Below are 12324 nucleotides of genomic sequence, written 5' to 3' on the forward strand. Positions count from 1 at the left end.
GTGCTGCCGACCGCAAGCGGCTTTCGCAAACAACAAGGTGCATCCTGGCATGACTCCAGATTTCCTCGTCACTCATTCCGGTGGCTTCCATGCCGATGAAGTGCTGTCGAGCGTCATCCTGACCCGGCTCTTCCCGCAGGCCCGTGTGATCCGGAGCAGAGCCCCGGAGTGGATCAAACCGGCCCCCGATCGGATCATCTATGACGTCGGCGGCGCGTATGATGCCTCGCAGGGCATCTTCGACCACCATCAGCGTGGCGCACCTTTGCGCGACGATGGGCAGCCCTATAGCTCGTTCGGCCTGATTTGGAAGCATTACGGTCGCGACTACCTTGTTGCCACGGACATTCCCGAAGCTCACGTCGAGGCATTGCATGCCTCGTTCGATCTCGCCTTCGTGCTGCCGATCGACCTGACGGACAACGGCGCCCTCAGCCCGTCGGGGCCGTTGGCCGGGCTGACGCTGCCGGCTTTGCTAGAAACTTTGAAGCCGGTGTTCGACGACACTGATCCGAATGCCGATGATCGGAGATTTCAGGACGCCGTCGCGATTGCCCGCAGTTTCGTCGAGGCAAGGATCGCCCAAAGCGCTGCCAAATTGCGGGCGGAGACACTTGTCCTTGAGGCCATCGAGCGCGCGGGGCGGGGGCGCGTTCTCGAGCTTCCGATGGGAATGCCTTTCCGCCCTGCGATCGTCAAGGCGGGCGCCGATCATCTTCTGCTTGTCGTTCACCCGCGAGAAAAGGACTGGTGCGTTACCGGGATTCGTCGTGGGGACGAGGGGTTCGAGCTTCGCGCGGATCTGCCGTCCGCCTGGGCCGGCCTGACCAATCACGACCTCGAAGCTGTCTGCGGCGTCGAGGGCGCAACCTTCTGTCACAACGGCCGCTTCGTGGCGGCTGCCCGGACTCGCGAGGCCGCATTGGCGATGGCCGAGTTGGCCGTGCAAGAGGCCGTTGCCGTCGGAGCCGCTAGCTGAGACAGGCCTGAAAAGGGCTCGCTCTGACAGATGTCTGCCACAACGGCCGCGCAGCGCGTGGCCGGTTGTTTCTCTTGTGCTGCGCTGGCCTCCTTCAGTCGCCGCACGTTTAGCCATCTCCTTCTCCAAGCTGTATTTTTTTGCTGCGTCCTGTCGGATGTCGCGCTACTCCTTCGTCATTCGGGAAGAGGAGTAAGAGATGCTTTATGCAATCCTTTGTTATGCCAATGAAGAAACCGTGTTCTCCTGGACTAAGGAGGAAGAGGACGCCGTGATGGCGAAGCTCTACGCCGTCCAGGCACCCCTTGCCGAACGCGGCAAGCTTGGTCCGGTTGGTCGGCTGATGCCGACGACGGCGGCGACCACCGTGCGCAAGGGCAAAGAGGAACCGCTCGTTCTCGACGGTCCCTTCGCGGAAACGAAGGAAGCGCTCCTCGGCTTTTACGTGGTTGATTTCGACACTCTCGAGGAGGCCGTTGCCTTCTCCAAGGAGCTTTCCTCGGTCAATCCGGGTTCGACCTCTTACGAAATTCGGCCGTTCTACGTGTTCCGGCCGGGAGATTCTTCGACATGACAGACATTGCCTGGATCGACGTGACGCTTGCTTCGGCCCGGCCGAAGGCGCTTGGCGCGCTGCTCAGATACTTCCGCGACCTCGATATCGCGGAGGAGGCCTTTCAGGAGGCCTGCCTGCGCGCCATCCGCACCTGGCCGGACAAGGGGCCGCCGCGCGATCCGACGGCATGGCTGATCTTCGTCGGCCGCAACAGCGGTATCGACGCGGTGCGCAAACGCTCGAAGACGCAGGCGCTTCCGGATGAGGAACTGATTTCGGACACCAGTGACGCTGAAAGCGATATCGCCGAACGGCTTGATGATTCCAACTATCGTGACGATATCCTGCGACTGCTGTTCATCTGCTGCCATCCGGATCTGCCGGCCACGCAACAGATCGCACTGGCGCTCCGCATCGTCTCCGGACTTACCGTGCAGCAGATCGCCCGTGCCTTCCTCGTTGGCGAAAGCGCCATGGAGCAACGGATCACGCGGGCCAAGGCGCGCGTTGCCAAGGCCGGTGTGCCCTTCGAGACGCCGGATGCGCAAGAGCGCGCCGAGCGACTCTCGATCGTCAGCACGATGATCTACCTCATCTTCAACGAGGGCTATAGTCAAGCCGATCCGAAGCACGAGGCCTGCGCCTTCAGCGACGAGGCGATCCGGCTTGCACGGCTTCTGCTGCGCATTTTCCCCAGCGAGCCGGAGCTGATGGGTCTGTTGGCGCTGATGCTGCTGCAGATCTCACGGCGCCAGGCCCGCTTCAACGGTGAGAACGACATCGTGTTGCTCGAGGATCAGGATCGTTCGCTATGGAACCGCGAGCTCATTAACGAAGCGCTGGCGTTGCTCGACAAGGCGATCCGTCATCGCCAGCCCGGGCCTTACCAGCTGCAAGCGGCCATTGCCGCGCTGCATTCGCGCGCCAAGCGCGCCGAAGATACGGATTGGGAGGAAATCGAGCTGCTTTACCGGGCGCTTGAGCGTGTTCAGCCGTCGCCCGTGATTACGCTCAACCGCGCCGTTGCTGTCTCCAAGCTCAAAGGGCCAGAGGAGGCGTTGGCCCTTGTCGAAACGCTTGGTGAAAAGCTCGATGGCTATTTCTACTATCACGGTTTGCGTGGCGGCCTGCTGAAGCAACTCGGGCGCGCCCGTGAGGCGCACGAGGCATTTGATCGCGCCATCGCGCTGGCTCACTCGGCAGCCGAGGCCGCCCACATCCGCCAGCAGATAGACAGCCTCGTTCATTCCGCCGCTCAGCCGATCGCGAAATAATCTTCAAAAAGATCCTGTCTAGTTGTCGGAACTGGAAAACCTCCCACGTCCTTGTAACAACCTGATCGAAAACAGGTTTCGTTCAACAGGAGAATGCTGAAATGACCGAGGAAGCTCAACACGAACTGGTTCTCGTGCGTGAATTCGATGCCCCGCGCGAGAAAATTTTCAAAGCCTGGACCGATCCTGTTCTGATGAAGGAATGGTTTGTGCCACGTCCCTGGAGCATTGCTGACGTGCAGATCGATGCACGGCCGGGCGGCTCGAACCTCATCGTCATGCGCAGCCCCGAGGGCCAGGAGTTCCCCAACCGCGGCGTCTATCTCGAAATCGTCGAAAACGAGAAAATCGTCTTTACCGACGCCTTTACCAGTTCCTGGGTGCCGTCCGAAAAGCCGTTCTTCGTCGGCATCATCCTGCTGGAGGACCTGGGCAACGGGCGGACGAAATACACCGCCAAGGCGAGACACTGGACGGCGGCCGACAAGGAGCAGCACGAGCAGATGGGCTTCCATGAGGGCTGGGGCAAATGCGCCGATCAGCTTGCTGAGCTGCTCCCGAGAATCTGAAATCGGAATCGAAACAGGGGGATCGAGGTATGTCTGCAATTGTTGATTCAACGGCCCGGCTTCCGCGCTGGCAGACCGTCACCGGCACAGTCATGAGCGGCCTGATCGTTGCCTTCCTGGTTTTCGACGGCGCGATCAAGCTGGTGCCGATCGCGCCGGTCACGGAGACGATGACTGCGCTTGGCTATTCGGGAGATCCGATGCTTGCCCGCGGCCTCGGGATCGTGACGCTTCTATGCGCGCTGCTTTACGCCATTCCACGAACGTCGGTGCTAGGCGCGATCCTGCTCACCGGTTTGCTCGGCGGCGCAATCGCCACACATCTGCGTGTTGGGAGCCCGATCTTCTCGCACCTGCTGTTCGGCGTCTATCTCGGGCTGATTGCCTGGGGTGGCCTCTATCTCAGGTGCGAGGCCGTTCGAAAAATGATTCCGTTCAAGCTCTGAAGTCATTGATTTCAGGATAGAAGTTCGCCGCGATGCCAAGTTGCGGCGATGCTGCTTATCGATATTCTCGAACGATCGGTTCCAGAATTTGTATTTGCGCTGAGGCCGCTCCATCCTTATCTCCATCTGTAGATTCAACGGGATGCGAGCCATGGAACTAGGCCTCTACACCTTTGCCGACGTGAACCCGACTCCGAGCCGAAGCAAGGGTGAGGAAGGCGCAGAACGACTGAAGCATCTGCTCGAGGAAATCGAGCTCGCCGATCAGGTCGGGCTCGATGTCTTCGGCTTGGGCGAGCATCACCGGCCGGACTATGCGGCTTCGGCGCCCGCAGTCGCTTTGGCTGCCGCTGCCGTGAAAACCAAGCGCATTCGGCTGACCAGCGCCGTGACCGTGTTGAGCTCGGACGATCCGGTTCGCGTATTCCAGCAGTTCGCAACGCTCGATCTTCTGTCCAACGGCCGTGCCGAAATCATGGCGGGACGGGGTTCATTCATCGAGTCGTTCCCGCTCTTTGGCTACAATCTGGAGGATTACGATCAGCTGTTCGAGGAAAAGCTCGACTTGCTGATGGCGCTCCGCGATCAGGAAACCGTCACTTGGTCAGGCGAACTGCGTGCGCCGATCAATGGGCGTGGTGTCTATCCTCGCCCGCTGCAGGACCCGCTGCCTTTGTGGGTCGCGGTCGGCGGCACGCCGCAATCGGTTGCTCGCGCCGGCGCCATGGGCTTGCCGGTAGCGTTGGCGATCATCGGAGGCGAGCCACGCCGTTTCGCGCCGTTGTTCGATCTCTACCGCGAGGCCGCTCGACGGGCAGGGCAGGAGGCATCGAAGCTCAAGACCAGCATCAATGTTCACGGCTTCATCGCGGACACAACGGATGCCGCCGCCGATCAGTTCTATGGTCCGCAGGCCGAGGTCATGAACCGGATCGGCCGCGAGCGCGGGTGGGGGCCAACGAACCGGGCGCACTTCGACATGTCGCGCGGGCCGAACGGCGCGCTCTTCGTGGGCGAGCCGGGACTGGTGGCCGAGAAGATCATCGCGCATCATCGGCTGTTCAAGAACGACCGCTTTCTGCTGCAGATGGCGATCGGCCTGATGCCTCACGATCAGATCATGCGCGGCATCGAACTGTACGGCACGAAAGTCGCGCCGATCGTCAGAAAGGCATTGACTGAAAGCGACGAAGAGGCGAAAGCCACGGCCTGAAATTGGAGCATGATGCCGTAAAGGATGAGTTGGAATCCGAGCGTCGTCGTGCTCTCATCCTGATCGAGTGCCGGTCGACCGGCCGCAGAAGGCCGGATAGTCATTCATGATCATCGAAAGCGAAGACGAACTCCTCAAGCTGAAGGAAATCGGCCGGATCTGCGCCAATGCCTTGCAGGTGATGAGCACTTCGCTCGAACCGGGCATTACGACGCTGGAGCTTGATCAGATCGGCCGCAAGATGCTTGAGGACGCCGGCGCGCGTTCGGCGCCCGAACTTTGCTACCAGTTTCCCGGTGCAACCTGCATCAGCGTCAACGAGGAAATCGCCCACGGCATTCCGGGTCCGCGCGTTATTCGACCGGGAGACTTGGTCAACATCGACGTATCTGCCGAGAAGGACGGGTTCTTTTCCGACACCGGCGCGTCGTTCAGCCTGCTACCACACAAGTCGAAGATCGAAAAGCTCTGCCGTGACGGCAAGAGGGCGCTGTGGGTTGGCCTCAATCAGGTGAAACCGGGCGAACCGCTCGCCAAGATCGGCCAGGCGGTCGGCGCCTTTGCGCTGAAAAATCGCTATACGCTCGTCGCCAATCTGGCGAGCCACGGGATCGGCCGTTCGCTGCACGAAGAGCCGGCTGAGCTCTCGACCTGGCCGGATCCGTCCGAGAAGCGGATGATTACGGAAGGCCTTGTCTTCACGGTCGAGCCGTTCCTCTCGCTTGGCGCGACATGGGCGGAGGGAGGCGACGACGCCTGGACACTCTACGCTGACCCGGAGGCTCCGACCGTGCAATACGAGCACACGGTCGTCGCCACGCGAAATGGTCCACTGATCCTGACGCTGCCGGAGGGCGGCGCCTGAGGCTTCATTCGCCCGAACGTCCGCCGGCAAGAATTTCGCCGGCAGCGCGCTCCAGAATGCCGGCAATGCGTTTGGCCTCGTCCTTCGACCAGGGATAGCGCAGCCGGAGCGCCGATTTGAGCAGCATACGGGCTGCTGCGACCTCGCTCTTGTCTTCCGGGAAGGCGTCATCGTCCCGATCGCCATTGCGGCTTTCCGGGTCGAAGATCTTGCGCACATGCGCCATCTTCGCGCCGATCTTCTCGAGCTTTCCAAGCGTCATGTCGATCATCGACTGGTTTTCTTCGACAAGCCTGCGGCCGCTTTCCGTGATGCGGTAGAGCTTCTTGGTGCCTTCGCTCTCCACGTCGGCAAGGCCGGTTTCTTCCAGGTAGGTCAACGCAGGATAGATCACGCCAGGGCTTGGAACATAAAAGCCGCCCGAACGCTCTTCCAGGAGCTTGATCAGCTCGTAGCCGTGGCGGGGCTGTTCCACCAGCAGCGCCAGGATCACCAGTTGCAGATCGCCTGACGCAAACTTCCTTCCCATGCGAAAACCGCCGCCACCCATCATTCCGCCTCTAAAACCTCTCATAGGTCACTCCTTTGATGTATCGTTCACTATGTCGTAAAACATATATCTTACGATAATTGCTTTCAAGAACTCGGAGATGATTTCGTACGATTGATCGTTCGATCAGAAATTCTTGATTGTCGGCGCCATGCTGCAGCGCGATAAGCATGCCATGTTGGCACGCAATGAAAACCTTCCCGAAAGCCTCTTTCGAACCGGACTGGCAGGGGCGATCGCCATGGCTGCCGCCATGGGTTTCGGCCGTTTTTCCTACACCCCGATCCTGCCGAGCATGATCAGCGGCGTGCCGCTGTCCGCTGCCGATGCCGGCTTCATCGCTTCGGCGAATTTCGTCGGCTATCTCGTCGGCGCGGTTCTCGCCGCCTATGGCTGGGCGACAGGACGCGAGCGCAAGGTCGCGCTTCTTGCGCTTGCGGCAACAGCGTTGCTGCTTGCAGCCATGGCGATGACGACATCGGTCATGGGTTTTGCAGTCATTCGCTTCCTCGCCGGTGTTGCGAGTGCCTTTGCTCTTGTCTTCAGCTCGCAGATCGTGCTCAGCCACGGAGCAATGGCCGGAAACGACCATGTCCAGGCGGCGCATTTCGGCGGTCCGGGCGCCGGCATCGCGCTCTCGTCGGTGATGGTGTTGCTGGTCGGACTGCTGTTTAGCGGAAGCGCAGACGCCTGGCGGGCATCCTGGATCGGCGGCGCGATCTATTCGGCGGTCAGCCTGGTGGCAGTCTGGTGGCTATTGCCGACAGGCCCGGCGGCAGCCGCGCAGACCGGCAAGGAGCCGAAGATCGCCTGGAGCCTGCCGATGATACTCGTGACGGCGTCTTATGGGCTCTTTGGGTTCGGATATGTGATCACCGGCACGTTTCTGGTTACGATCGCCCGCATGGATGCTGCCGGACCGATCATTGAATTTCTTTGCTGGTTCATCGCCGGACTGACTGCTTCGGTCGCGCTTTTCGCCTGGAAGCCCTTCGTCCGCCCGCTCGGGTTGGGGTGGGTCTACGTGGCTGCGCTCCTCATCGAGGCAGTTGGTGTGCTCGCGACCGTTCTCTTGCCGCATTCGGTGGCGCCGCTGATCGGTGGTGCGCTGTTTGGTGCAACTTTCCTCGCGATCACTGCTTATGGCCTGCAGATCGGCCGCAAGTTATCCCCGGCGAGCCCGCGCAGGATCCTTGCGACGATGACAGCCGCATTTGGCGTCGGGCAGATTGTCGGCCCCATTGTGGCAGGCTGGATGGCGGAGCGGACCGGAAGTTTCACGACGCCGACATATGCCGCCGCGGGGGCTTTGCTGGTGTGCGCAATGCTGGTGATACCGGTCGTCAAGAAGCTGTCATAGCGCGTTACAAGTGCGTAACAATGGGGAGAGGCCATTGCCGCTCTTCGCGAACTGCCGTAGTTTTCGCCGCAATTGGTCTGTTTAGAGACTCCGAAGACTCCAGTTCAGGAAAGCAAGCTCTCCCGTGTTCGTATCGTATTTCCCCAAGCCCAGGCTCTTCTTTATCTCAGCTGTTGCTTGGGCGCTTCTTGCCGTTCTCTTTTGGTATTTCGTGGGATCCGGCCTCGGCGCCATCGTTGGCTTGCCGCCGCTGGCGGCGGGCGAGGAATCTCCGATCGGTGTCTCGGTCTTCTGGTCGGCGCCGTTCCTTTGGTTCTACATCTACTACACGGTGGCCGTCGCGCTCTTTGCCGCTTTCTGGTTTACCTACAGCCCGCATCGCTGGCAGATGTGGTCGGTGCTGGGTTCGGCGCTGATCATCTTCAACACGTATTTTTCGGTTCAGGTCAGCGTCGCGATCAACGCATGGTACGGGCCGTTCTATGACCTGATCCAGCAGGCGCTCGCGAAGACGGCACCTGTCACCGCGTCGCAGCTCTATCTCGGCATGCTTGGCTTTGCCGGCATTGCCTTCGTGGCGATCACCGTTGGCGTGCTCAATCTGTTCTTTGTCAGCCACTGGATCTTCCGCTGGCGCACGGCGATGAACGAATACTACATGGCGCATTGGCCGAAGCTCCGGCACATCGAAGGCGCTTCGCAGCGCGTTCAGGAAGACACGATGCGCTTCTCCTCAACGGTGGAAAGCCTTGGCGTCAGCCTGGTCAGCTCGGTCATGACGCTGATTGCCTTCCTGCCGGTGCTGTTCAAGATTGGCACCAACATCACGGAACTGCCGCTGATCGGCGAAGTGCCGCACGCGCTGGTCTGGGCCGCACTGTTCTGGTCGATCTTCGGGACGGTTTTCCTTGGTCTGGTCGGTATCAAGCTGCCTGGCCTGGAGTTCCGAAATCAGCGCGTGGAAGCGTCCTACCGCAAGGAGCTTGTCTACGGCGAAGACCATGCTGACCGCGCGACGCCGCCGACCGTGGCTGAGCTTTTCGCCAACGTGCGCCGCAACTATTTCCGGCTCTATTTCCACTACATGTATTTCAACGTCGCCCGCATTTTCTACCTGCAGGCCGACAATCTGTTCAGCCTGATCGTGCTGGTGCCATCGATCGTCGCCGGCAAGCTGACGCTCGGCCTGATGACGCAGATCAACAATGTCTTTGATCAGGTTCGCGGATCCTTCCAGTATCTGGTCAATTCGTGGACGACGATCGTCGAACTGTTGTCGATCTACAAGCGCTTGCGCACGTTCGAGTCGGCGATCGAAGGCGAGCCGTTGCCTGATATCGACCAGCGCTATCTGGAGCGCGAAGCGGGCATCATCCACGCCGACGGCTAGTGCCGCCGGCTGGAGAAGCCGACCCTTGGTCATCGCCATGTTCTGGCGATGACTTTCACGGCGACTTTGAGCGGCGGATAGTCACTTGCCCGACGGGTCGAAATGAGACCTTCTGCGTGCGATGGGTTTGGCCTACGCGAACCGCATCGCTGTTCTGGCCCGGGCTTTTGCGGCGACTTCCTCGCGATCACGAGGAGGTTGGGACGTTTCCAGTGAATTGAGCAGTTCTTGGGCGCATTTCGTGATCGAATTGACTGCGCGCTCGAACGCGGCCTCGTTGCGTTTCGATGGCTTGGTCGTTCCGCTCAATTTCCGCACAAACTGAAGCGCCGCATCATGGATCTCTTCATCTGTAGCAGGCGGATCGAAATTGAACAGGGGTTTGATGTTTCGGCACATGATCTGCTCCTGGTCTGCTTCTCGCTGCCACTGAGAAGAGTGGCGTCGCTAAAAAGTAGTCGCGCCGGCGCTAATTGCAAACGCACCAGAGACGAGCAACCGTGCACCGCAGGGCAGCAGGAGCAGGTCGCACTTCGATACTGGTGGATACGACCCAGCGAAAACACAGCGCGTTCAATTGGCGCGATGTTGCCCACCCTGGGCAAAGGCTAGCGAACGGCAACGCTCGCCTAAAGACCCGAGGTTTGCGTCTGCTCCTGCAGCTTGCCGCGCGCCTCGATGATCGGGATCGCCTCGGAATAGCTGACACAGGAGACGTCCGGACGGTGGCAGACATCGCTGACAAGTCGGTCGAGCGCGCGCCAGTAGGCGCCGCCGTTCATCTCGACGAAATGGAAACCGAGCTGCAGCGGAATGCGGTTGCCGGTGTATTGTTTGTCGAAGGCTTCCTTGAAGGCGGCGTAGGAGCGGTCTTCGAATGCCTTCGAGTCGGCCTTGTCCTCGGTGCCGTTGGAGTGGCGGACGAAGAGGTTGTAGTCCATGCCGATGATCGGCTTCTCGCGGGGGCCCTCAGGAATGAGAGGTAGGCCGAAGCGGACGATGCCGGCTTCCTCGACCGGCATGGCGGGACCCTTGGTCACGAGGCTTGCGTCGTAGGTGAAGCCGGCCTTCTTCTCCGCAGCGATCATGTCGGCGCCCGGCGTTGCCGAGAGGTAAGGGGCGCGGAAGCCGTGGATGCCATGATTGACCAGATCCTGCCAGCCTTTCGGCTCTTCGAGGTCAACGCTTTTCCAGGCGTTCCGCAGCGTGGCGTGGAAAGTTGCGAACTCCCTACGCCAGTCGACTTCACTCCACTGCCGCCCGTCGAAATGGCCACAGGCATGGCTCGAAATATCGTGGCCCTCGAGATGGGCATGCCAGATATTGCCCAGCCGTTCGCGGATCTCGTCATCGCTCTGGGCAAAGCCGACGTTGGATTTGCCCATTTTCTGATGCGGCGCCTGATAGGCTTTCTTAGCGGCCTGGTTCATCAGGAAGGTGCAGGAGAGGAAATAGGTGAAATGCGCACCGTTCTTTGCCGCCATTTCACGGCTCTTCTGCCAGAGCGCGTTATCGTGCGCACCGTCAAACGAGATGATCACCAGCTGCTTTGGCTGATCGCCGGCACTCGCCACGCTTGGGACAAACAAGGAAAGAGCGAGGGAGGCTTTGAAAAACGAACGAAACATGGGCACCGCGACAATTTGTTTGCGGCTTTCCTGTTACAGAAATGCGGCGAAGCTGCGGTGGCGCTGGCGTTTTTCTGTCAGCCCAGCTAAGTCTCGGAAAACGCACAGGAGATCGTCATGGCATTGCTCATCGTCGGCATCATTATTTTCCTCGGGCTTCATCTTATCCGTGTGATCGCCCCCGGCCTTCGTCAGTCCATGATCGACAGGCTCGGCGAGAACGGTTGGAAGGGCGTCTATTCAGTCCTCAGTATCCTATCGCTCATCCTGTTGATCTACGGCTTCGGTCAGGCCCGTCAGGTGACCGGCGTGCTCTACACCCCACCGGTCTGGATGGCGCATATCGCCGTTACGCTGATGCTGATCGCCCTTATCTGTCTAGTCGCCTCGCTGCTGCCGGCGGGGCGTATCGCGGTGAAGACGAAGCACCCGATGGTCCTGTCGGTGAAGATCTGGGCCTTCGCGCATCTCCTGGCCAACGGCGAGACCTCATCAGTGTTGCTGTTTGCGGCCTTTCTTGCATGGGGCGTCATCCTGCGCATTGCGCTGAAAAGGCGCGAACGTGCTGGCGAACTCACCCTTCGTCCCTTCGTCTCGGGTAAGTATGATCTATATGCCGTCGTCATCGGTGTGGTTGTCTGGGCGCTCATCACGTTCAAGCTGCACGAGCTGTTGATCGGTGTGGCCCCGATCGCTATGTGACGAATCTTTTCAATCCCCCTTACAACTGCTGAAAAATGGGGTAGAAGGCCCCACAATGTGCGTGCAACCCGCATGCCGAAGCATATCCGCGGCCGGAGACGAGAATGGCATTCAACGACGACAGCTTCATTCGTGAAGTCAATGAGGAACTGCGTTCCGACCAGGTGAAGGGCGCATGGCGCCGGTTTGGTCGTTACCTGATTGCGCTCGCCGTCCTGATCGTGCTCGGTACCATCGGCTACAAGGTCTACGAATACTGGGACGATAACCAGTCCTCCGGCACGGGTGACAAGTTCATCGCCGCGATGAAGCTTGCCGACGAGAACAAGAACGACGAGGCGCTGGCCGCGCTCGAGACGTTGGAAAAGGAAGGACATGGTGCCTATCCGATCCTTGCCCGCCTGCGTGCCGCAAGCGTTCTGGCCCAGAAGGGCGACACGGCTGGCGCCGTTGCTGCCTTCGATTTGATCGGCAAGGACAACGCTGCTCCGGCAGCCGTACGCGATGCCGCCAAGATGCGCGCCGGATGGCTGCTGATTGAAAGCGGCACCTACGACCAGGTTTCCGCCCATGTCGAGGAAATGGCTGTTCCCGGTAATGCCTTCCGTCACTCCTCCCGCGAAGCGCTCGGCCTTGCCGCCTACAAGGCTGGCAACATGGCGCAGGCTCGCCAATGGTACCAGGCAATTGCCGACGATGCGCAGAGCCCGCGCAATGTTGCCAATCGTGCCCAGATGATGCTTGATAACATCACCGCATCCGGCAAGGCGCCCGCCGCACAGGGCTGAATGT

The 12324-nt window shown here is 60.2% G+C and carries 15 protein-coding genes; 12 read left to right on the forward strand and 3 right to left on the reverse strand.

Annotated elements, in window-relative coordinates; translation table 11 throughout:
* The first annotated feature begins 49 nt into the window (after window positions 1–49).
* The 7 genes from FHX16_RS16250 (at window position 50) to map (ending at window position 5902) form a co-directional block, all read left to right on the forward strand.
* Complete coding sequence (locus FHX16_RS16250; protein ID WP_183861282.1) at window positions 50–979, forward strand: MYG1 family protein; 930 nt, start codon at window positions 50–52, stop codon at window positions 977–979.
* Between the two features lie 199 nt (window positions 980–1178).
* Window positions 1179–1553, forward strand: a complete 375-nt coding sequence (locus tag FHX16_RS16255; RefSeq protein WP_016554785.1) for a YciI family protein — start codon at window positions 1179–1181, stop codon at window positions 1551–1553.
* Window positions 1550–2809: an RNA polymerase sigma factor gene (locus FHX16_RS16260; RefSeq protein WP_183754064.1), complete on the forward strand. Its 1260-nt coding sequence runs from the start codon at window positions 1550–1552 to the stop codon at window positions 2807–2809. Before FHX16_RS16255 ends, FHX16_RS16260 begins: the two co-directional genes overlap by 4 nt.
* Window positions 2810–2910: 101 nt before the next feature.
* Window positions 2911–3378 carry an SRPBCC family protein gene (locus FHX16_RS16265; RefSeq protein WP_037132577.1) on the forward strand — a complete coding sequence of 156 codons (468 nt, stop codon included), beginning with the start codon at window positions 2911–2913 and terminating at the stop codon, window positions 3376–3378.
* 29 nt (window positions 3379–3407) lie between these two features.
* Window positions 3408–3824, forward strand: a complete 417-nt coding sequence (locus FHX16_RS16270) for a DoxX family protein (protein WP_183861280.1) — start codon at window positions 3408–3410, stop codon at window positions 3822–3824.
* A 151-nt stretch (window positions 3825–3975) separates the two neighbouring features.
* Window positions 3976–5037 carry an LLM class flavin-dependent oxidoreductase gene (locus tag FHX16_RS16275; RefSeq protein ID WP_183861278.1) on the forward strand — a complete coding sequence of 354 codons (1062 nt, stop codon included), beginning with the start codon at window positions 3976–3978 and terminating at the stop codon, window positions 5035–5037.
* A gap of 106 nt (window positions 5038–5143) precedes the next feature.
* Window positions 5144–5902: a type I methionyl aminopeptidase gene (gene map / locus FHX16_RS16280; RefSeq protein WP_183861276.1), complete on the forward strand. Its 759-nt coding sequence runs from the start codon at window positions 5144–5146 to the stop codon at window positions 5900–5902.
* 4 nt (window positions 5903–5906) lie between these two features.
* On the opposite strand, the gene FHX16_RS16285 is transcribed toward map, so the two are convergent.
* The gene (locus FHX16_RS16285) at window positions 5907–6476 is read right to left on the reverse strand and encodes a PadR family transcriptional regulator (protein WP_183861274.1); all 570 of its coding nucleotides are present in this window, start codon (window positions 6474–6476) and stop codon (window positions 5907–5909) included.
* Window positions 6477–6603: 127 nt separating this feature from the next.
* Between FHX16_RS16285 and FHX16_RS16290 the strand changes: the two genes are divergently transcribed.
* A complete protein-coding gene (locus FHX16_RS16290) occupies window positions 6604–7812 on the forward strand; it encodes an MFS transporter (protein ID WP_259129447.1) in 1209 nt (402 codons plus the stop codon).
* Window positions 7813–7936: 124 nt separating this feature from the next.
* On the forward strand, window positions 7937–9202 hold the full coding sequence (gene sbmA, locus FHX16_RS16295) for a peptide antibiotic transporter SbmA (RefSeq protein ID WP_183754076.1): 1266 nt from the start codon (window positions 7937–7939) through the stop codon (window positions 9200–9202).
* Between the two features lie 132 nt (window positions 9203–9334).
* Here the strand turns inward: sbmA and FHX16_RS16300 are convergent, their stop codons facing one another.
* Both FHX16_RS16300 and FHX16_RS16305 read right to left on the reverse strand, forming a co-directional pair.
* Complete coding sequence (locus FHX16_RS16300) at window positions 9335–9601, reverse strand: DUF2277 domain-containing protein (protein WP_114713413.1); 267 nt, start codon at window positions 9599–9601, stop codon at window positions 9335–9337.
* 230 nt (window positions 9602–9831) lie between these two features.
* Window positions 9832–10776 carry a polysaccharide deacetylase gene (locus FHX16_RS16305; RefSeq protein ID WP_259129502.1) on the reverse strand — a complete coding sequence of 315 codons (945 nt, stop codon included), beginning with the start codon at window positions 10774–10776 and terminating at the stop codon, window positions 9832–9834.
* Between FHX16_RS16305 and FHX16_RS16310 the strand changes: the two genes are divergently transcribed.
* The 3 genes from FHX16_RS16310 to FHX16_RS16320 all read left to right on the forward strand — a co-directional run bounded on the left by FHX16_RS16310 (window position 10663) and on the right by FHX16_RS16320 (window position 12320).
* Window positions 10663–10920 (forward strand): hypothetical protein, encoded by a 258-nt coding sequence (locus tag FHX16_RS16310; protein ID WP_259129503.1) that lies wholly within the window; start codon window positions 10663–10665, stop codon window positions 10918–10920. The two genes, FHX16_RS16305 and FHX16_RS16310, sit on opposite strands and share 114 nt — an antisense overlap.
* 27 nt (window positions 10921–10947) lie before the next feature.
* Window positions 10948–11532: an NnrU family protein gene (locus FHX16_RS16315; RefSeq protein WP_183861268.1), complete on the forward strand. Its 585-nt coding sequence runs from the start codon at window positions 10948–10950 to the stop codon at window positions 11530–11532.
* Between the two features lie 104 nt (window positions 11533–11636).
* Window positions 11637–12320 carry a tetratricopeptide repeat protein gene (locus tag FHX16_RS16320; RefSeq protein WP_183861266.1) on the forward strand — a complete coding sequence of 228 codons (684 nt, stop codon included), beginning with the start codon at window positions 11637–11639 and terminating at the stop codon, window positions 12318–12320.
* Window positions 12321–12324: the final 4 nt, after the last annotated feature.

The sequence above is a fragment of the Rhizobium sp. BK661 genome, from assembly GCF_024808825.1.
GTDB lineage: Bacteria > Pseudomonadota > Alphaproteobacteria > Rhizobiales > Rhizobiaceae > Rhizobium.

What these genes read in the sequence shown, in the direction of transcription:
- FHX16_RS16310 (WP_259129503.1), top strand. Translation starts at nt 10,663, where the DNA reads ATGCGCACCGTTCTTTGCCGCCATTTCACGGCTCTTCTGCCAGAGCGC.
- FHX16_RS16300 (WP_114713413.1), bottom strand. Translation starts at nt 9,601, where the DNA reads ATGTGCCGAAACATCAAACCCCTGTTCAATTTCGATCCGCCTGCTACA.
- FHX16_RS16260 (WP_183754064.1), top strand. Translation starts at nt 1,550, where the DNA reads ATGACAGACATTGCCTGGATCGACGTGACGCTTGCTTCGGCCCGGCCG.
- FHX16_RS16250 (WP_183861282.1), top strand. Translation starts at nt 50, where the DNA reads ATGACTCCAGATTTCCTCGTCACTCATTCCGGTGGCTTCCATGCCGAT.
- FHX16_RS16320 (WP_183861266.1), top strand. Translation starts at nt 11,637, where the DNA reads ATGGCATTCAACGACGACAGCTTCATTCGTGAAGTCAATGAGGAACTG.
- FHX16_RS16315 (WP_183861268.1), top strand. Translation starts at nt 10,948, where the DNA reads ATGGCATTGCTCATCGTCGGCATCATTATTTTCCTCGGGCTTCATCTT.
- map (WP_183861276.1), top strand. Translation starts at nt 5,144, where the DNA reads ATGATCATCGAAAGCGAAGACGAACTCCTCAAGCTGAAGGAAATCGGC.
- FHX16_RS16255 (WP_016554785.1), top strand. Translation starts at nt 1,179, where the DNA reads ATGCTTTATGCAATCCTTTGTTATGCCAATGAAGAAACCGTGTTCTCC.
- FHX16_RS16290 (WP_259129447.1), top strand. Translation starts at nt 6,604, where the DNA reads ATGCTGCAGCGCGATAAGCATGCCATGTTGGCACGCAATGAAAACCTT.
- FHX16_RS16285 (WP_183861274.1), bottom strand. Translation starts at nt 6,476, where the DNA reads ATGAGAGGTTTTAGAGGCGGAATGATGGGTGGCGGCGGTTTTCGCATG.
- FHX16_RS16275 (WP_183861278.1), top strand. Translation starts at nt 3,976, where the DNA reads ATGGAACTAGGCCTCTACACCTTTGCCGACGTGAACCCGACTCCGAGC.
- FHX16_RS16265 (WP_037132577.1), top strand. Translation starts at nt 2,911, where the DNA reads ATGACCGAGGAAGCTCAACACGAACTGGTTCTCGTGCGTGAATTCGAT.
- FHX16_RS16270 (WP_183861280.1), top strand. Translation starts at nt 3,408, where the DNA reads ATGTCTGCAATTGTTGATTCAACGGCCCGGCTTCCGCGCTGGCAGACC.